The organism is Pseudomonas lyxosi (assembly GCF_047758685.1).
Classification (GTDB): Bacteria; Pseudomonadota; Gammaproteobacteria; order Pseudomonadales; family Pseudomonadaceae; genus Aquipseudomonas; species Aquipseudomonas lyxosi.
The window spans coordinates 3445234-3464920 of the sequence record NZ_CP180481.1 but is presented as its reverse complement, the minus strand read 5'-3'; the positions used below and the strand labels follow the sequence as shown (position 1 = coordinate 3464920).

Genomic DNA, 19687 nt, shown 5'->3' with positions numbered 1-19687 from the left:
TCACTCCTGAGGCATTTTGCGGAAGCCTACCGCCAGGCGGTTCCAACTGTTGATGGTGGAAATCGCCACGGTCAGGTCGACCATTTCCTTGGGCGTGAACTGCGCGGAGGCCAGTTCGTAGTCTTCGTCAGGGGCATGGGTCTGGCTCAGCAGCGTCAGGGATTCGGTCCAGGCCAGCGCCGCACGTTCGCGGGGGGTGAAGAACGGCGTTTCACGCCAGACCGACACCCCATACAGCCGACGCTCGGTTTCGCCACCCTTGCGGGCATCGGCGGTGTGCATGTCGACGCAGAAGGCGCAGCCATTGATCTGGGAGGCGCGCAGCTTGACCAGTTCAATCAGGGATTTTTCCAGAGGCAGCTTCGAAACAGCGGTTTCCAGCGCGATCATGGCTTTGAGTGCATCTGGGGAAGCGGTGTAGAAATCGATACGCGGTTGCATGGTGGGCTCCAGTCACAAGGGGTTGGAGCTACGTTAATCCCGCACTGACCTGCAGCAAATAGCCAATTATTGGGAAGATGAGGATGCCAATGGGCGGGTTTGAAAATATGCCATAGGGGTGATTGCCATCACGTCACCGACAGCGCGGCAGTCTGCGCACAGAAAGCCGCTGACCTTTGAGCCCCTACGCTCGATTGCGCAGCCACTGCAAAAATCCCTTCTTCGGCACAACCCTAGGCACTTCCTGAGTCAACGTCTGAGCCTTGTTCAAGCGGAAATCCAGTAACGCTTTCATTGCTTCGCTGATGTCATGCCGCGCATCCAGACACGGTTTGAGGTAGTCCTTTTCGATCCGGTACAAGCTGCACGCGGTCTTGGCGCTGAAGTCCGCCGGTAGCGCCGTATCGGACAAAATCCCACCCTCGCCGATCACCTCACCCGGGCCCATGCGCCCGGATTCGAACTTGACCCCACCACGGCTCAGCTCCACCGAGACGACGCCGGACTCGATGATGAACAAATGATCGCTGACCTCCCCCGCCGGCAGGATCATTTCACCGGCGCGGAAGTTTTGCAGGGTCATGTTCTGGCTGAAGGTTTCTTTCTCTTCCTGACGCAGGGTCGAGAAAATATTCGACGCGTCCAGCAATGCCCGTGACCGCGACAGGTTGGCAGGTGCATTGGGTTCGACGTTCGACAACAGGCTGACACCGCTGGCCTGCAAGTGCCGGAATGCCAGGTCGAACAGCAGATTACGGACCATGCGTTTCTGGTCCATGGAGACCACGAAACCACTGATTTCGTATTCCACGCCGGTGGCGCTGGAGCCTTTCAGCGCGACGCACGGCGCCGGTTTGTTCAACAGATAGCGGCATCCTTGCATCGCCCGTTCCAGTGCGTCGATCACCGTTTGCGGTCGAGCGTGCGGGCTCAGTTGCAGGCTGATGGATACGCCGAAAATGTCGCTGGGCCGGCTGAAGTTGATGATCTTGGCCTTGGCCGCCAGAGAGTTGGGAATCACCGCCATGCTGCCCTGGGCCGTTTGCAGGCGCGTCGCGCGCCAGTCGATATCGGTGACCCGACCTTCGGTGCCGTCGATCGAGATCCAGTCATCCAGTTGATAGGGCTTGGTGGTGTTGAGGACGATCCCGGAGAACACGTCGCTGAGGGTACTTTGCAAGGCCAGGCCGACGATGATCGCCAACGCGCCGGAGGTTGCCAGCACACCCTTGACCGGCAGATCGAGTACGTACGCCAACGCCGCGATGATCGCGATCAGGAAAATCACCGCGCCGAGCAAATCCTGCAGCAAGCGCCCGGTGTGCCCGACCCGTTGCATCATCACCGCGCCGATCAACACCGTCAGGGTGCGCGCGCCGAACAGCCACCAACCGATCTGCAAACCGGTGGCCGCCAGGTGCAGCGGGACGTTGTCGACCCAAGGCGCCGTCTCCATGGGGTTCAGGCCTTCGTTGAACAGCAGGACACTGAACAACGAAAAAATCACCAACCGCACGACCGGTTTCCAGTTGCTGCCATTGGCACTGAGCAGGCGCCACAGCCCAAGATCGACAAGGATCAAAACCATCGCGCAGATCAACGGGTGATCGGTAAGCAGTGACAGCATCAAGCAACTCCAGCGAAGGTCAATAAACGCAAGATCGCACACATTTCCCTTGTGGAGTTATAGCTTTGAAAAACAAAAAAGGGCCTCGAATGAGGCCCTTTTCTATTGATCAATCCAACGTTACTTGCTGTTAGTCAGCGCGTTGTAGCTGGTAAACAGGTTGCGGTAGTCCGGGATGTGGTTGGAGAACAAGGTGCCCAAGCCTTCCACGTCGTTGCGCCAGTCGCGATGCAGCTCACAGGCCAGGCCGAACCAGGTCATCAACTGTGCGCCGGAGGCCGACATGCGGTCCCAGGCCGATTGACGGGTCAGTTCGTTGAAGGTGCCGGAAGCGTCAGTTACCACGAACACCTCGAAGCCTTCAGCCAGTGCCGACAGCGCCGGGAACGCCACGCACACTTCGGTCACCACGCCGGCGATGATCAGTTGTTTCTTGCCGGTGGCCTTGATCGCCTTGACGAAGTCTTCGTTGTCCCAGGCATTGATCTGGCCAGGACGGGCAATGTACGGCGCGTCCGGGAACAGCGCTTTGAGCTCAGGCACCAGCGGGCCGTTGGGGCCGGTTTCGAAACTGGTGGTGAGGATGGTCGGCAACTTGAAGTACTTGGCCAGGTCAGCCAGGGCCAGCACGTTGTTCTTGAAACGGTCCGGCTCGATATCGCGCACCAGAGACAGCAGACCCGCCTGGTGATCGACCAACAGAACGGCGGCGTTATCCTTGTCGAGACGTTTGTAAGAGGTAGTCATGGGAGTAATCCTCGCTTTTTATCGATGCCGAACAGGCCGGCGTGAGAGAAACCTGATAGTTGGTTAAAACGCGGCCAAGCAAGGGTAGCCCCCCACGCCCGACACGCCACAGCGTTACAACAATGAGTTCATCCGCTCATCCGACCGAACCGACCGGACTGGAAGTCGGCGAAGGCCTGGTGAATCTCTTGCTCGGTGTTCATCACGAACGGACCGTGGCCGACGATGGGTTCGTCGATCGGCTCGCCACTGAGCAGCAACACGACGGCGTCGTTATTGGCTTCCAGGCTGAGCTGATTGCCATTGCGTTCGAACAACGCCAGCTGCCCTTCGCGCACCAGTTCCACACCGTTGACCTGAACCGTGCCACGCAACACTACCAATGCCGTGTTACGACCTTCGTGCAGGTCCAGGGTCAGCAACTTGCCGCCGTTGAGGCGCAGGTCCCAGACGTCAATCGGGGTAAACGTGCGCGCCGGGCCGGTGTGGCCGTCGAACTCACCGGCGATCAAGCGCAGGCTGCCGGCCTGGTCCTTGAGCGGGATGCTCGGGATGTCGCCATCGAGAATTGTCTGGTAACCGGCGTCGGCCATTTTGTCCTTGGCCGGCAGGTTGACCCACAGCTGCACCATTTCCAGAGTGCCGCCGCGCTTGGCGAAACCTTCGGAGTGGAATTCTTCGTGGAGAATCCCGGAGGCTGCGGTCATCCATTGCACGTCTCCTGGGCCGATCTTGCCGCCGCTGCCGGTGGAGTCGCGGTGTTCCAGTTCGCCCTTATAAACGATAGTCACGGTTTCGAAACCGCGGTGTGGATGCTGACCAACGCCTCGACGCTCGGTGGTCGGGGTGAATTCAGCGGGACCGGCGTGATCGAGCAGCAAAAACGGGCTGATGTGCTTGCCCAGGTTGTCGTAGGAAAACAGCGTGCGAACCGGAAAACCGTCGCCGACCCAATGGGTCCGTGGGCTGGTGTAGATACCGATGATGTTTTTCATTCCGCCTCCGAATCTGGTGAGTGACGCGATGGACAAAGCTTAAAACTGAACCCTTTGATGCACTAGACTGCAAAAATCAGCCTTAGCGTTCTATATGGAGAACGATGGTGGAAGACCTCAACACCCTCTACTACTTCACCCAAGTGGTGGAACATCACGGTTTCGCCCCGGCCGGTCGGGCGCTGGACATGCCCAAGTCGAAGCTCAGCCGACGCATTGCCGAGCTCGAAGAGCGCCTCGGTGTACGTCTGCTGCACCGCACCAGCCGGCATTGTTCACTGACGGAAATCGGTCAGGCCTATTACCAGCGTTGCCTGGCGATGCGCGTGGAAGCGGAAAGCGCTGCCGAACTGATCGAACGCAACCGCTCCGAACCCCAGGGCCTGGTGCGCATCAGTTGCCCGACCGCGCTGCTCAACTCCTGGGTCGGACCGATGCTGACCCGTTACATGCTCAAGTACCCGCTGGTGGAGTTGTTCATCGAGAGCACCAACCGCCGGGTCGACTTGATCCACGAGGGTTTCGACATCGCCCTGCGGGTGCGCTTTCCGCCACTGGAAAATACCGACATGGTGATGAAGGTGCTGGGCAACAGCACCCAGTGCCTGGTGGGCAGTCCGGCCTTTGTGTCGCGCCTGTCTTCACCGGCCTCCCCGGCTGACCTCAGCGGGTTGCCGAGCCTGCATTGGGGCGCGGCGCAACGTGAATATCAGTGGGAATTGTTTGGGGCCGACGGCGCCAGCGCGGTGATTCGGCATGCGCCACGAATGGTCACCGATGACCTGTTGGCGTTGCGTCACGCTGTGGTGGCCGGGATCGGCATCGCTCACCTGCCCAGCGTGGTGGTGCGCGATGACATTGTCGCGGGTCGACTGGTGGAACTGGTGCCCGGCTGGGCACCCAAATGCGGGATCGTGCATGCCATCTTCCCGTCACGCCGTGGGCTGCTGCCGTCGGTGCGCGCATTGATCGACTTTCTGGGCGAAGAATTCAGCCACAGCGATATTGCTTAAAAGCCCGTACACACTCCATGTAGCAGCTGGCGAAGCCTGCGTTCGGCTGCGCAGCAGTCGTAAATCCTGAGCGCCAGGTTTTCCTGACACACCGCGTTGTCTGGTTTCACGACTGCTGCGCAGCCGAACGCAGGCTTCGCCAGCTGCTACAGGTCGCGTAACGGCATGGGGCTGGCGGAGTTTTTATTTCGGACATAATATTGGCCTGGATTACAACCATAATATTCATCCCGTCCGAGGACATGCCCATGCAAAGCCCGAATCGCGAAGCCACGCTCGCCCAATGGATCGCCCAGGAACAGGCCATGCGCGCCCGCCTCGCCAGCCCGGGCAGTCTGTCCATGGCCGAGGTCAGCGCCCTGTCACCCGCCGAGTTTTTCGAGGGCATCGGCAACGGTGAACTGCCCTCGCCACCCATCGGCACGCTGATGGACTTCATCCCGATCGAATGGTCCGCCGGAATGTTCATCTTTCAGGGCACGCCGGATTCACGGCATTACAACCCGTTGGGCAGCGTGCATGGCGGCTATGCCGCGACTTTGCTGGATTCGTGCATGGGCTGTGCGATTCATACGCAGCTGAAAAAGGGTCAGGGTTACACAACGCTGGATTTGCGAATCAGCTATGTTCGTGCGCTGAACCATGCCAGCGGACCGGTGCGGGCCGAGGGTAAGATCATTCATCTGGGGCGCTCGACGGCGCTGGCCGAGGGGCGGATTTATGACGTGGATGGGCGGTTGTATGCGACGGGGTCGACGACCTGCATGATTCTTGAGAATCGGGGATAGAGCTTAAGATCAAAAGATCGCAGCCTCGTTTCACTCGACAGCTCCTACAGGGGATTGCGTGGCTGCGATCTTTCGATTCATGACTTGCGGTAAACATTGCTTTGCCGATCCAGCGGTTTTTCTCAAGGATGCAGGCGCGGATACTCGTGCCCATTCCCACTGCAACCCTTGGAGTCATTGATGTCTATTCCCGCATTCGGCCTTGGTACTTTTCGCTTGCAAGGCCAGGTGGTCATCGATTCGGTGAGCACTGGCCTGGACCTGGGCTATCGAGTCATCGATACCGCGCAAATCTACGAGAACGAAGCCGAGGTCGGCGAAGCCATCGCCGCCAGCGGCATCGCCCGTGACGAGTTGTTCATCACCAGCAAGATCTGGGTGGCCAACTTCGCCGGAGATCGCCTGATCGACAGCCTCAAGGAAAGCCTGCAAAAACTGCAAACCGACTACCTGGACCTGACCCTCATCCATTGGCCGTCCCCGGAAGATCAAGTGTCGGTTGAGGAATTCATGGGCGCCCTGCTCGAAGCCAAACAACTGGGCCTGACCCGGCAGATCGGTGTGTCCAACTTCACCGTCGACCTGATGAAACAGGCGATCACTGCGGTCGGGGCCGAGAACATCGCGACCAACCAGATCGAACTGCACCCCTACCTGCAAAACCGCAAGGTCGTCGAATTCGCGCAGAGCCAGGACATCCAGATCACCTCATACATGACCCTCGCTTACGGCGAAGTACTGAAAGACCCGGTGATCCAACAGATCGCCGATCGCCTTCAGGCGACGCCGGCACACGTCACCCTGGCCTGGGCCATGCAACTGGGTTACGCCGTGATCCCTTCGTCGACCAAACGCGCCAACCTCGCCAGCAACCTGAAAGCTTGCGCCATGACCTTGAGCGACGCCGACATGGCGCTGATCGCGGGTCTGGATCGCGGCCATCGACTGACCAGCCCCAAAGGCATCGCCCCCCACTGGGATTAAACGTCAGTCTCACTTGAGGCTCTGATCCAGGCGTGCCATGGCGTGTTGCAATTGATCGACGGCCTCGTCGATCAACGTCGCGCGCCCTTCGGCGCAGGCACGTTCCAGATCTTCGCAGCACTCGATCAAACGTTTTGCACGAACCATCCGCGCACCACCTTTGATGCGGTGCGCCAGGTCTTGCAGCCGGTGACGATCGCCACTGACGTGCGCTGCAAGCAGATCATCGCGATCGTAGCGATTGGTCTCGGCCAGTTCGCGCAACAACTGATTGATCAGCGTCCGGTCTTCACCGACGTAGAGCTCCAGGCCGGTCAAGTCGATCTCGGACGTTGCTTGCTCTTCAACCGGCGCTGGCGGCTCATTCATAAATCGGGACGCCAACCAGGCACTCAAATCTGCCAGCAGGATCGGTTTAAACAGACAGTCGTCCATACCCGCTTCAAGACAACGGATCTTTTCCTCCGGCTGCGCATTGGCGCTAAACCCAAGAATCAGCGTGGGTGGCAAGCCATTAGCGCGCTCTTCATCGCGTATCGCCCCCGCCAATTCATAACCATTGACCACCGGCATGTTGCAATCGGTGATGACCAAATCGAGCTCATGCTCGCGCCACTTCGCAAGACCACGCTCGCCATCCTCAACCTCCAGCACCTGATGCCCCAGGTAGCTCAGCTGCCGTGAGAGCAACAATCGATTGGCCGGGTAATCGTCGACCACCAGAATCGTCAGCAGCCGCGTGGCCACCTGCAATCCGCTATCCGCCCACTCGCCGCAGGTCAACGGTTGCAACGCAATCAGATCAAAGCTGATGTCGACCTGCGTACCCAGTCCGAGGACGCTGTCGAGCTGCAATCGGCCACCCATCATTTCGCACAGAGTGCGGCTGATCACCAGTCCCAGACCGGAGCCATTGTGGCCTGACTGCTGGCTGTTACCGGCCTGCACGAACGGGCTGAACAGTCGTTGCTGATCGACCACACTGACACCGATGCCGCTGTCCTCAATACGCACACTGACGGCCAGATGCCCCGACACACCGGGCTCTACTCGCAGCGTCAGACTCACCTCACCTTCACGGGTGAACTTGATCGCGTTGCTCAGCAGATTGGACAGCACCTGCTTGAAGCGCGTGGGGTCGACTAACACGTCACGATCGCTGTGTTCGGCCAATTCGACCCGCCACTGCAAGTTCTTCTGCCGTGCCAGGCCTTCGAAAACCCGGCACACCGACTCCACCAGCGTGCGTAGATTGGCCCGCTCAGGGGTCAGCGACAAATGCCCGGACTCGATGCGGGCGATGTCCAGGATGTCGCCGATCAACGCCAGCAATTGCTGCGCGGCATTGGATGCCACTTCGATGGCGGAGCGATCAGTGAAGCCCTCTTCTGCGTGCTTCTCGGCCATTTCCAGCATGCCGATCAGGGCATTCATCGGTGTGCGAATTTCATGACTCATGGTCGCCAGAAAGGTGGTTTTGGCGCGGTTGGCATCGTCGGCGGCGTTCTTGGCATCCTGCAATTGCCCGAGCAGTTGTTGGCGTTGAGTGATCTGCCGACGCTGCCAGGCAATCCAGGCCAGTGCGAGCAACAGCAAAGCGCCCGCCGCGGCAAACGCCTGGAGAATGCCTTGGCGATGACGCAGCCAGTAGCTGTCATCGACCACCACATCATTGCTCCAGCGGGCTAACAGCTCATCCATCTCCCGGGGCGAAATGCTCAGCAGTGCCTTGTTCAGAATCGAGTGCAACTCCAGCGCACCTCGGTTGGTGGCCAGAGCGATACGCGCCGGTTCATCGCCCACGGTGCTGCTGATCCGCAGACGCTCGCGGTATTGCCGGGTGATCAGATACCGGGCCACGATCAATGAGCTGACAGCCCCGTCGGCCTGGCCCTTGATCACCCATTCCATACCTTGCGCCGGACTCTGCACTTCGACCAGACGTACATTGGGCGCCCGAGCGCGGATGAACCCGAGCAACGGATGACCGCGATAAATCGCCAGGCGTTTACCGGCCATATCATCCAGGGTCCTGGGGCTTCCCGGGGTGGTCGCACTGACCAGTACAAACGGATTGTTCAAGTAGGCCCGAGTGAAACGCAGTTCGACTTCGCGTTCGATACCGGGCGTGACCACAGGTAACACGTCGATCTTGCCGTCCTTGAGTTGCTGGATCTGCTGATCGAGGGAGTTACCCCGCTGCACCTTGAAGGTCAAGCCGCTGCGCTGGCTGATCAGCGTCAGCAATTGCGCGGTCAACCCGCTGAGTTGTCCCTGTGCATCGTAAAAAGTCAGCGGTGCAAAGCTCTCGATGGCACCCACTTCTACCGTCGGATGTTGATCCAGCCAACGTTGTTCACTGGCGCTCAAACGTACTCGCTCTTGACCCGCCATATTGGCTCTTCCGGCACTCCAGCGCTGCTCGATGGCCGTGCGCTGATCCATGGAAATCGCCGCCAGCGCCTTATCGACGATGCTCTTCAGACGGGGGTTACCGCGGCTGAAGGCAAAGCCGAACGGATTGGCGTCCAGGCCGGAAGGCCCCACCAGGCGTACGTTATTGAGGTAGTTGTTATTGATGAGGTAATTGGCGCTGATGAAGTCCCCGAGGTACACATCATTCTGCCCGAACGCCACCGCCCCGATCGCGTCGAGTGCCGAGGGGTAGCGTTGCAAGCTCGCATCGGGATAGAAGGCTTCGACAGTCTGCGCCTGCAGATAATCATCGACCATGGCGATGCGTTTGCCCGCGAGGTCGACGGGCATCCAGTCGTCCACGCGGGTAACCAGCATCGGCTGATCTTCGGCATAAGCACTGGATAGGGTCAGCTCGGGGTCAGCCGCCTCGAAGTTGTTGGACGTGCCGAGCAGGTCCAGATCATCGCGTTTGAGCGCATCCATGGCCGCCTCGCGCGTGCGATAACGAAGCACGTCGATTTTTACATGCAGCAGTTGCCCCAACAGTGCGGCATAGTCTGCGGTGATACCTTCCAGCTCATCAACGTTACGCGTGATCTCGAACGGCGGGTAGTCCGGCCCCGACACCCCGAGGCGCAAGACTCGTTTGCCACGCAACCACTGCCAGTCTTTTTCATCCAGCTGGACCTGATAACCCTCCACCGCGGAACGCCCCAGCACATGCAAAAGCTTTGGTTCATCGGCCGCCGTCACCGGTGCTCCCAGTACACAGAACAACAACAGAGCCCACAAACAATCGCGCATGACCGGGCTCACTCAGATCAGATGATTACGCTTCGCAAAATCCCTCAGGTACACCGCCGATTCCACGTTGAGCTTTCCAACCAGACGGGTCTTGTAGGTGCTGACGGTCTTGTGACTCAAGTGCATGATTTCAGCGATCGCCTTGTTACTGATGCCCCGGGCCAGATGCTGAAAGATCGTCAGTTCCCGGTCGGAGAGTTTATCGATCATCTGTTTTTCACTCAGTTGTATCGAGTTCAGCGACACCGACGCCGAGGGTAGCTGGGCGAAATAGGTGTAACCGTTCCTCACGGCGTGCACGGCTCTGTGCAAGTGCTGCAAGTCATTGGACTTGGCGACATAACCTGCGGCGCAGGCTTTAATGCAACGATCCTGATAAAACATGGGTTCCTGGGACGTGAAGACCAGTACTCGGCAGGAAACCCCGCTGGTCTTGATCCGATCCAGTACATCCAGCCCGTTGAGCGAGGGCATCAGCAGATCCAGTACCACCAGATCAGGCTTGTGTTCGCGGATCATCGGCAAGACCTCATTGCCACTCGCCGCTTCGTATATCCGCTTGAAACCCTCCTGCACCATTACGATTTTAACTGCGGCGCGAACCACCGGATGATCGTCCACAATCAGCACTGACTTCATGGCAACTTCCTGTGAAAAAAACACGACGTTTGAGCAACCAAGGCCCATGAGCCCGGCCCGGTTGAACGCACCGGCTGCGCAAAGACTTTTGCATGGAAATCCGTGCGCAACTACCTGACAGAAATGACAGTGCCGACGAACGGTAGACGAGCATCGATGATCGCCATCAGCCGCTCAATGGACGCCAGATCAGGCAGGGTGGCGTGGCTCACCTCGACCGCCTGTTGGACGCAGGCAGGAATGGGCGGCAACTGCGCTTGCTGACCGTCATAGATCAAGGCGTGATGAACCTGTTGGTTATCAAGCAAGAAATCGAACAGGTTCAACGCTCCGCCCGCCAGCGAGGCATTGATGACCACCAGATCAAATGGCTCGCAACCGTATTCGACCAGGGTCAACAGCTCTTCAAGGCTGTGCACCGGTGCTATCCGGTAGTAGTCGAGTTGATTGAACAGTCGTTCGACCTTCATGCGGTGAAAATGCAACTCGTCGGCGATCAGGATACGTAAGGCTTTGTTCGACAACGTGGGCCCCCAGGAGAGTGTCAGATTCGTGAGGGCGCAAGGCTACGGAAGACCCGTCGAGCTTTCTGTAGGACTTTTCCTAAATGTGCACGCTTTATTGCCAGCCAAACCGGCGAATATAAATTCCTTTCACCGCCTGCGTCAGGCCCATGTACGCCAGCAGAATCACCGGCAGGAACACGAAGTACAGCGACGGCAGCGCCTGCAATTTGAAGTAGTGCGCCAGCGGGCCCATCGGCAGGAAGATGCCGACGGCCATGATGATTCCAGTCATCACCATCAGCGGCATCGCTGCGCGGCTTTGCAGGAACGGGATTTTCGGCGTGCGGATCATGTGCACGATCAGGGTCTGGGTCAGCAGCCCGACCACGAACCAGCCGGACTGGAACAGGGTTTGATGGTCCGGGGTATTGGCGTCGAAGACGTACCACATCAAGGCAAACGTGGAGATGTCGAAGATTGAGCTGATCGGTCCGAAAAACAGCATGAAACGCCCGACGTCCGCCGGCTGCCAGCGTTGTGGTGTTTTCAGCATGTCCTCGTCGACGTTATCGAACGGGATGGCGATCTGCGAAATGTCATAGAGCAGGTTCTGCACCAGCAGGTGCATCGGCAGCATCGGCAGGAACGGGATGAACGCACTGGCCACCAGCACCGAGAACACGTTGCCGAAGTTCGAGCTGGCGGTCATTTTGATGTACTTGAGCATGTTGGCGAAGGTCCGGCGCCCTTCCAGTACGCCCTCCTCCAGCACCATCAGGCTTTTCTCCAGCAGGATGATGTCCGCTGCTTCCTTGGCGATGTCGACGGCGCTGTCCACCGAAATGCCGATGTCGGCGGTGCGCAGGGCCGGTGCGTCGTTGATGCCGTCGCCCATGAAGCCGACCACATGGCCGTTGCCCTTGAGCAAACGCACGATGCGTTCCTTGTGCGACGGGGTGAGTTTGGCGAAGACGTTGGTGGTCTCCACCGCTACCGCCAGTTCGGCGTCGCTCATGCGCTCGATGTCGTTGCCCATCAACAGGCCTTGCTGCTCCAGGCCGACTTCGCGGCAAATCTTCGCGGTCACCAGTTCGTTGTCGCCGGTCAGCACTTTCACGGCCACGCCGTGAGCGGCCAATGCCTTGAGGGCCGGCGCGGTGCTTTCCTTGGGTGGGTCGAGAAACGCCACGTAACCAATCAGCGTCAGTTCCTGCTCATCCGCCAGGCTGTAGGTATCGCGGCCCTCAATCATTGGCCGTGCGGCGACGGCGACGACACGAAGTCCTTCAGCGTTGAACGATGCGGTGACCTGACGAATCCGCGCCAGCAATTCAACACTCAGTGCCTCATCGACCTCGCCATGGCGCACCCGCGTGCACACCGCCAGCACTTCTTCCACCGCGCCTTTGCAGATCAGCAGGTGCGAATGATCGCGCTCGGCGACCACCACCGACATCCGCCGGCGAGTGAAGTCGAACGGGATCTCGTCGACCTTGCGAAACGCTGTGCCGACTTTCAGTTCACGGTGGATTTCCACATGCTCGAGCACCGCCACGTCCAGCAGGTTTTTCAGGCCAGTCTGGTAGTAGCTGTTGAGGTAGGCCATTTCCAATACATCATCGGAATCATTGCCCCAGACATCGACATTGCGCGCCAGGAAGATCTTGTCCTGAGTCAGGGTGCCGGTCTTGTCGGTGCACAGCACGTCCATGGCGCCGAAGTTCTGGATCGCGTCGAGGCGTTTGACGATGACTTTTTTGCGCGACAGGAACACCGCACCCTTGGCCAGGGTCGAGGTGACGATCATCGGCAGCATTTCCGGGGTCAGGCCCACGGCAATCGACAGCGCGAACAGCAACGCTTGGGTCCAGTCGCCCTTGGTGAAGCCGTTGATGAACAACACCAGCGGCGCCATGACGAACATGAAACGGATCAACAGCCAGCTGACTTTGTTGACGCCAGTCTGGAATGAAGTGGGTGCGCGATCCGTAGCGCCAACCCGCTGCGCCAGTGCACCGAAATAAGTGTTGTTGCCGGTAGTGAGAATCACCGCCATGGCCGTGCCGGACACCACGTTGGTGCCCATGAACAGGATGTTGTCGAGGTCCAGCGGGTTGCGGGTGTCACTGTCCTGCTGACGGCGGAATTTTTCCACCGGCATCGATTCGCCAGTCATCGCGGCCTGGCTGACGAACAAATCCTTGGCGCCGAGCACCCGGCAATCGGCGGGAATCATGTCGCCGGCCGAGAGCACGATCAGGTCGCCTGGCACCAATTGCTTGATCGGCAGTTCGGTACGCGCAGCATCCCGACGCAACACCGTGGCGGTGTTGCTGACCATCGCCTTCAGCGCGTCGGCGGCCTGGTTGGATTTGGTTTCCTGCCAGAAGCGCAGCAAGGTCGAGAGCACCACCATGGAGAAAATCACGATGGCGGCTTTCATGTCTTCGGTCAGCCAGGAGATGACCGCGAGCAAGGTCAGCAGCAGGTTGAACGGGTTTTTGTAGCAGTGCCACAGGTGGGTCCACCACGGCAGCGGCTGTTCGTGCTCGACTTCGTTGAGCCCGTATTGCACGCGCAGTGCATCGGCTTCGAGCTCGCTCAGGCCATCGGTGTGGCTGCCAAGGTTGTTCAGCAGTTGGCCGGTGTCGCTGTTGGCAGCACTCACCAGTGTTTGCGCCAGGGTGGGCGGCACCTCGCGGCTGACCGTGGTGTCGGTGAAGTTTTCCAGCAGCGCCAGGCGACGGAAGTGTCGGGCGATGTGGCGAGTGCGCAGGAATCCGGCGAAGAATTCTTTGAGCAGGGTCAGGTTCATGGCAGTTCCCCCAGGGTCAGCCGGGAAACCGTCGAGCAGGCGTGTCGATACGCCGCGATGACGACAACAAGTCGAACATCACGCACGGTTCAGCGTCGATGAGAGGGACGTCGGGACACGGACCAGGACTGGCCGCGATCGGGATGCCGCTGCTCGCTTTTCGGCGAGACAACGGCACTAAAAGTTGCGCGTTATCTTGCCGGGAAGGTGCCGGTTATCGAAACCGGCCGACTACTGTCACTCGAACAAATACCCACTGTGGGTCTCCGCTATTGATTGAAAACGCGCGAAGCTTACGCCCCGATTTCTGGAGAGTAAACGAAGGAACGGTGGGTGGCGGGGGAATTGCGGGGTTCTTCAGGAAGGGTTCAGCTTTCAGGTTTTGCAGTGGTGCTGAGGGCCTCTTCGCGAGCAAGCCCGCTCCCACATTTGATCTGCGAACACAGGTCAAAATGTGGGAGCGGGCTTGCTCGCGAAGACGGCCTCACAGGCGACAAAAATCTTAGCTGGCAGTCGCTAGCAACAAATCCATCACCGACCGCCCATGCCCACGTGCCTTGCCATGGTCATACAACGAACCGGCAATCTCATCCGCGCGAATCGGCAGGATCGACAGCAAGGTGTCGCTCAAGCCGTGGCTCGCCTGGCAGAAGCCCTGCATATAGATGCCGGCCTTGCAGCGCTCATCAGTGATCAGTTTGTAATTGCGATCAACCTCAAAATCCCCCAGATACTGCTCCAGCGGCGCCAGCAGTTTGCGGTGCATCTGGCGCTCGTAACCGGTGGCCAGCACTACGGCGTCGTAATGACGGACCGTGACTTCGCCGGTGGCGTTGTTGCGCACGGCCAACTCGATGCCGCGCTCGGTGGCGGTGGCTTTTTCGATAGTGGTCAGGGTACGGAACGCATGACGCGCGATGCCCGAGACTTTCTGGCGATAGAAGATGCCGTAGATGCGTTCGATCAGGTCGATGTCCACCACCGAATAGTTGGTGTTGTGGTACTCGTTGACCAGACGCTCGCGCTCGCTGCTCGCCTGCTGGAACACCAGATCGGTGAACTCCGGCGAGAACACTTCGTTGACGAAGGGGCTGTCGTCCGCCGGTTTCAGGGCCGAGCCACGCAGGATCATGTCCACCTGCACCGACGGGAAGCTGTCGTTCAAATCGATGAACGCTTCCGCCGCGCTCTGCCCGCCGCCGATGATCGCGATGCTCATCGGCTGGTTATTCACGCACGGCTGTTTGGCCATCTGCGCCAGGTACTGGGAGTGGTGGAACACCCGGCTGTCACCCTTGAGCGCCTTGAACGCTTCGGGAATGCGCGGTGTACCGCCGGCACTGACCACCACCGAACGGGCGGTGCGAACATGCTGCTGACCTTGGGTATCGCGCGAGATCACCCGCAGCGCTTCGACCTGCTGGTTGTGCAACACCGGCTCGATGGTCAGCACTTCTTCGCCGTAGCGGCTCTGCGCTTCAAATTGCCCGGCGACCCACCGCAGGTAATCGTTGTACTCCATGCGGCACGGATAAAAGGTGCCCAGGTTGATGAAATCCACCAGACGGCCGTGGTGCTTGAGGTAATTGACGAACGAATACGGGCTGGTCGGGTTGCGCAGGGTTACCAGGTCCTTTAGGAAGGAGATCTGCAACTCGCTCTGGGTCACCAGGGTGTTGCCGTGCCAGCGGTAATCGGCCTGCTTGTCGAGAAACAGAACATCCAGCTCGCCCTGGCTCGGCCCGCGTTCTTGCAGAGCGATGGCCAGCGCCAGGTTCGAAGGGCCGAAACCGACGCCGATCAGGTCGTGAACGATGGGCGATGCAATTGCCTGTGTCATTTCCAGTGTCCTCTGGATGAACCCCCGAAGCAGCGGGAGTAAGCCTAAGTGACCTGACCGGCCTTGAGCAGGACAGCAGATCGTCTGTTGAAGGGAACGAGGACAATGAAAAAAAATTTAATGCAGCTTGATTGATCGGGTCGGATCAATGGGCATCCCATTGCAGCATCCGCACCCGGCAATGCTTCATTGCATTGACGATGTGCTTCTCCACCAACGCGCGAGAAATACCGAGGTGTTCGGCGATCTCCGGGTGCGACAGGCCATCGATTTTGCGCAGCAGGAAACTCTCGCGGCACAACCGTGGCAATTCCGCCAATGCACGCTGGAGCATCTCCAGGCGTTGACCGTGATCGAGGCTGTGATGAGGGGATGGGGTGAAGTAGCGCTCTTCGTTGTCGAGCACTTCCAGGGATTCGACCTGACGCAGGGCATTGCGCCGATGGTCGTCGATCACCAGGTTGAGCGCGGTGCGATACAGAAACGCCCGAGGCTGCTCGATCGGTGTGTCGCTGGACCGCTCCAATACCCGCAGATAAGCGTCATGCACCACATCTTCGGCCACCTGGCGGTTGCCCAGCTTGGCGTTCAAAAAACACACCAGCTCGCGATAGTAGTTTTCCAACATGACTCCCGACCGCAGGGGTGCGGTTTCTGTCCTTGAGCCAGACCGGCGACCGCCGAAATAGGCAGTGGCACGATAGTGGCAGTTCGAGGCGCGTAATTTATAGTAATTCTCATATAGATTTAAAGTATTGCTTCACCTTGCCTGACAAATAGTCCTGCTCGAGCACCTGCACACCCCCTTCACCTGGTGTTACGCCATATGTCTGCGGCTAAATTCCACGCTGCCTTCATCGTTTACAGGACAGCTCCCCGTCCCTTTGAACGACGGGCCGACACCTATTGGCCGGAACCCTGCATGAAACGTCCCCGACAGACCCGACGCGCCCTGCTTGTAGCACTTTGTCTGATCCCCGTTATCGCCGTCGCCGCCTGGCAGATCATCCCGCCCGGCCGCGACCAGTTCGCCACCGTTCAGGTCACCCGTGCCGACATCGAAAGCAGCGTCACGGCCTTGGGCACCCTGCAACCTCGACGTTATGTCGACGTCGGTGCCCAAGCGTCCGGGCAGATCCACAAGATCCACGTGGAAGTCGGCGATGGAGTCAAGGAAGGCCAGTTACTGGTGGAAATCGATCCGTCCACGCAACAAGCCAAACTCGATGCCGGGCGTTTCTCCATCGAAAACCTCAAGGCACAGCTGCAGGAACAACGGGCGCAGCACGACCTCGCCCGGCAGAAATTCCAGCGCCAGCAAAACCTCAAGGCCGGTGGCGCCACCCGCGAAGAAGACGTGCAAACCGCCGAGGCCGAACTGCGCGCCACCCAGGCCCGTATCGACATGTTCCAGGCGCAGATCCGCCAGGCCCAGGCCAGCCTGCGCAGTGATCAGGCGGAACTCGGTTACACCCGCATCTATGCGCCCATGAGCGGAACCGTCGTCGCGCTCGACGCCCGCGAAGGCCAGACCCTCAACGCCCAGCAGCAGACACCACTGATTCTGCGCATCGCCAAGTTGTCGCCGATGACCGTCTGGGCCGAAGTGTCGGAAGCCGACATCGGTCACGTCAAACCCGGTATGACGGCCTGGTTCACCACCCTCAGCGGCGGCAACCGTCGCTGGAACAGCATCGTGCGGCAAATTCTGCCGGTGCCGCCCAAGCCGCTGGACCAGACCAGCCAGGGCGGCGGCAGCCCGGCCAGTTCGAGCAAAAGCGGCAGCGCCCGCGTGGTGCTGTACACCGTATTGCTCGACGTCGACAACGCCGACAACGCGCTGATGGCGGAAATGACCACGCAAGTCTTCTTCGTCGCCGAGCAGGCGAAAAACGTCCTCACCGCGCCCATCGCAGCCCTGCAAGCCGGCACTCAAATCGACAATCAGACCGCGCAGGTCGTCGCCAAAAATGGCCGCATCGAACAGCGCGACGTGCGCACCGGCATCAGCGATCGCCTGCGGGTGCAGATCCTCGATGGCTTGCAGGAAGGCGATCACCTATTGATCGGCCCGGCCGACGGGAGTGGCGGCTGAATGCTGACGCCCCTGATCGACCTGCACGACATCCGCAAAGCCTACGGCGGTGGCGATTCACCGGAAGTTCACGTGTTGCGCGGCATCGACCTGTCGATCCATGCCGGGGAATTCGTGGCGATCGTCGGAGCTTCCGGCTCCGGCAAGTCGACGCTGATGAACATCCTCGGCTGCCTCGACCGCCCCACGTCGGGCGAATACCGTTTCGCCGGGGAAAACGTCGCCGCTCTCGACAGCGACGAACTGGCCTGGCTGCGCCGCGAAGCCTTCGGCTTTGTGTTCCAGGGTTATCACCTGATCCCGTCCGGCTCGGCCCAGGAAAACGTCGAGATGCCGGCCATCTACGCCGGCACTCCGGCCGCCGAACGCCACGCCCGCGCAGCCGCCCTGCTCGACCGTCTCGGCCTGGCCTCGCGCACCGGAAATCGTCCGCATCAGCTCTCCGGCGGCCAGCAACAACGGGTGTCCATCGCCCGCGCCTTGATGAACGGCGGCCACATCATCCTCGCCGACGAACCCACCGGCGCCCTCGACAGCCACAGTGGTGCCGAGGTCATGACCCTGCTCGATGAACTGGCAAGCCAGGGCCATGTAGTGATCCTCATCACCCACGACCGCGAAGTCGCGGCCCGGGCCAAACGCATCATCGAAATTCGCGACGGGCTGATCATCAGCGACAGCGCCCGGGACAATCCCGAAGCACAGACCTCGGCCAACCCTGGCGCGCTGCAAGCGGTGGACTTGCGCAAGCGCCTCACCGAAGGCGCCGAAGTCACCGAGGCCTGGAAAGGCGAACTGGTCGATGCGGTGCAAGCCGCGTGGCGGGTGATGTGGATCAACCGCTTTCGCACCGCACTGACGTTGCTCGGGATCATCATCGGCGTGGCGTCGGTGGTGGTCATGCTGGCCGTCGGTGAAGGCAGCAAGCGTCAGGTGATGGCACAAATGGGCGCGTTCGGTTCCAACATCATTTACCTCAGCGGCTCGTCGCCAAACCCGCGAACACCGCTAGGCATCGTCACCCTGGATGACGTCGCGGCGGTGGGAAGCCTGCCGCAAGTGACACGGATCATGCCGGTCAACGGCCAGGAGGCCGGGGTGCGTTTCGGCAACCTCGACCACTTGAGTTACGTCGGCGGCAACGACACCAATTTCCCGGCGATTTTCAACTGGCCTGTGGTGGAAGGCAGCTACTTCACCCAGGAAGATGAACGCAACGCAGCAGCCGTCGCAGTCATCGGTCACAAGGTGCGGACCAAGTTGCTCAAGAACGTCGCCAACCCGATCGGCCAGTACATCCTGATCGAGAACGTGCCGTTCCAGGTGGTTGGCGTGCTCGCGGAAAAAGGCGCCAGCTCGGGCGACTCCGACAGCGACGACCGCATCGCCATCCCCTACTCCGCTGCCAGCGTGCGGCTGTTCGGCACCCACAATCCCGAATACGTAGCCATCGCCGCCGCCGATGCGCGCAAGGTCAAAGAGACCGAAGAAGCTATCGAGCAGTTGATGCTGCGCCTTCACAACGGCAAGAAGGATTTCGAACTGACCAACAACGCGGCGATGATCCAGGCCGAGGCACGCACGCAAAATACCCTGTCGCTGATGCTCGGCTCGATTGCCGCGATTTCGTTGCTGGTGGGCGGCATCGGTGTGATGAACATCATGCTCATGACCGTGCGCGAACGCACCCGCGAGATCGGCATCCGCATGGCCACCGGCGCCCGCCAACGGGACATCCTCCGGCAGTTCCTGACGGAAGCGGTGATGCTCTCGGTGGTCGGCGGGCTCGCCGGGATCGCCCTGGCACTGATCGTCGGCGGCGTGCTGATCCTCAGCGAAGTCGCCGTCGCGTTCTCCTTGATAGCGGTGCTCGGCGCGTTCGGCTGCGCCCTGGTCACCGGTGTTGTCTTCGGCTTCATGCCGGCCCGCAAAGCTGCCCGACTCGACCCGGTCACGGCCCTTACCAGTGAATGAT

Annotated in this window: 15 protein-coding genes; 5 read left to right on the top strand and 10 right to left on the bottom strand. The window is 59.9% G+C overall.

Translation table 11 applies throughout. The features are described 5' to 3' along the window. The 4 genes from ACMXYI_RS15830 to ACMXYI_RS15815 form a co-directional block, all read right to left on the bottom strand. Complete coding sequence (locus ACMXYI_RS15830; RefSeq protein ID WP_415768035.1) at nt 1-441, bottom strand: carboxymuconolactone decarboxylase family protein; 441 nt, start codon at nt 439-441, stop codon at nt 1-3. 184 nt (nt 442-625) lie between these two features. Next, nucleotides 626-2068 carry a mechanosensitive ion channel domain-containing protein gene (locus tag ACMXYI_RS15825; protein WP_415768034.1) on the bottom strand — a complete coding sequence of 481 codons (1443 nt, stop codon included), beginning with the start codon at nt 2066-2068 and terminating at the stop codon, nt 626-628. Nucleotides 2069-2188: 120 nt separating this feature from the next. Continuing rightward, on the bottom strand, nt 2189-2815 hold the full coding sequence (gene ycaC, locus ACMXYI_RS15820; RefSeq protein ID WP_033061120.1) for an isochorismate family cysteine hydrolase YcaC: 627 nt from the start codon (nt 2813-2815) through the stop codon (nt 2189-2191). Between the two features lie 128 nt (nt 2816-2943). Then, a complete protein-coding gene (locus ACMXYI_RS15815; RefSeq protein WP_415768033.1) occupies nt 2944-3810 on the bottom strand; it encodes a pirin family protein in 867 nt (288 codons plus the stop codon). A gap of 104 nt (nt 3811-3914) precedes the next feature. Here ACMXYI_RS15815 and ACMXYI_RS15810 point away from each other — a divergent pair, with 104 nt between their 5' ends. The 3 genes from ACMXYI_RS15810 (at nt 3915) to dkgB (ending at nt 6595) form a co-directional block, all read left to right on the top strand. Next, nucleotides 3915-4823: a LysR substrate-binding domain-containing protein gene (locus ACMXYI_RS15810; RefSeq protein WP_415768032.1), complete on the top strand. Its 909-nt coding sequence runs from the start codon at nt 3915-3917 to the stop codon at nt 4821-4823. 248 nt (nt 4824-5071) lie between these two features. Further along, nucleotides 5072-5611 carry a PaaI family thioesterase gene (locus ACMXYI_RS15805; RefSeq protein ID WP_415768031.1) on the top strand — a complete coding sequence of 180 codons (540 nt, stop codon included), beginning with the start codon at nt 5072-5074 and terminating at the stop codon, nt 5609-5611. A gap of 180 nt (nt 5612-5791) precedes the next feature. After that, on the top strand, nt 5792-6595 hold the full coding sequence (gene dkgB, locus ACMXYI_RS15800; RefSeq protein ID WP_415768030.1) for a 2,5-didehydrogluconate reductase DkgB: 804 nt from the start codon (nt 5792-5794) through the stop codon (nt 6593-6595). Between the two features lie 9 nt (nt 6596-6604). Here dkgB and ACMXYI_RS15795 read toward each other — a convergent pair whose 3' ends face one another. From ACMXYI_RS15795 to ACMXYI_RS15770, 6 genes are all read right to left on the bottom strand, one after another. Further along, on the bottom strand, nt 6605-9817 hold the full coding sequence (locus ACMXYI_RS15795) for a transporter substrate-binding domain-containing protein (protein ID WP_415768029.1): 3213 nt from the start codon (nt 9815-9817) through the stop codon (nt 6605-6607). Nucleotides 9818-9829: 12 nt separating this feature from the next. Next, nucleotides 9830-10456 (bottom strand): response regulator, encoded by a 627-nt coding sequence (locus tag ACMXYI_RS15790; RefSeq protein ID WP_415768028.1) that lies wholly within the window; start codon nt 10454-10456, stop codon nt 9830-9832. A gap of 110 nt (nt 10457-10566) precedes the next feature. Beyond that, nucleotides 10567-10980, bottom strand: coding sequence for a response regulator (locus ACMXYI_RS15785; protein ID WP_415768027.1), 414 nt, complete (start codon nt 10978-10980; stop codon nt 10567-10569). Nucleotides 10981-11074: 94 nt separating this feature from the next. Beyond that, nucleotides 11075-13777 carry a magnesium-translocating P-type ATPase gene (gene mgtA, locus ACMXYI_RS15780; protein ID WP_415768026.1) on the bottom strand — a complete coding sequence of 901 codons (2703 nt, stop codon included), beginning with the start codon at nt 13775-13777 and terminating at the stop codon, nt 11075-11077. Between the two features lie 502 nt (nt 13778-14279). After that, entirely contained in the window at nt 14280-15617 is a 1338-nt protein-coding gene (locus tag ACMXYI_RS15775; protein WP_415768025.1) for a lysine N(6)-hydroxylase/L-ornithine N(5)-oxygenase family protein, read from the bottom strand. A 145-nt stretch (nt 15618-15762) separates the two neighbouring features. After that, on the bottom strand, nt 15763-16245 hold the full coding sequence (locus ACMXYI_RS15770; RefSeq protein ID WP_046048427.1) for a sigma-70 family RNA polymerase sigma factor: 483 nt from the start codon (nt 16243-16245) through the stop codon (nt 15763-15765). 294 nt (nt 16246-16539) lie between these two features. On the opposite strand from ACMXYI_RS15770, the gene ACMXYI_RS15765 reads away from it, so the two are divergent. Together ACMXYI_RS15765 and ACMXYI_RS15760 are read left to right on the top strand one after the other, a co-directional pair. Continuing rightward, nucleotides 16540-17712 carry an efflux RND transporter periplasmic adaptor subunit gene (locus ACMXYI_RS15765; protein WP_415768024.1) on the top strand — a complete coding sequence of 391 codons (1173 nt, stop codon included), beginning with the start codon at nt 16540-16542 and terminating at the stop codon, nt 17710-17712. Continuing rightward, nucleotides 17713-19686 carry a MacB family efflux pump subunit gene (locus ACMXYI_RS15760; RefSeq protein WP_415768023.1) on the top strand — a complete coding sequence of 658 codons (1974 nt, stop codon included), beginning with the start codon at nt 17713-17715 and terminating at the stop codon, nt 19684-19686. Nucleotide 19687 lies beyond the last annotated feature (1 nt).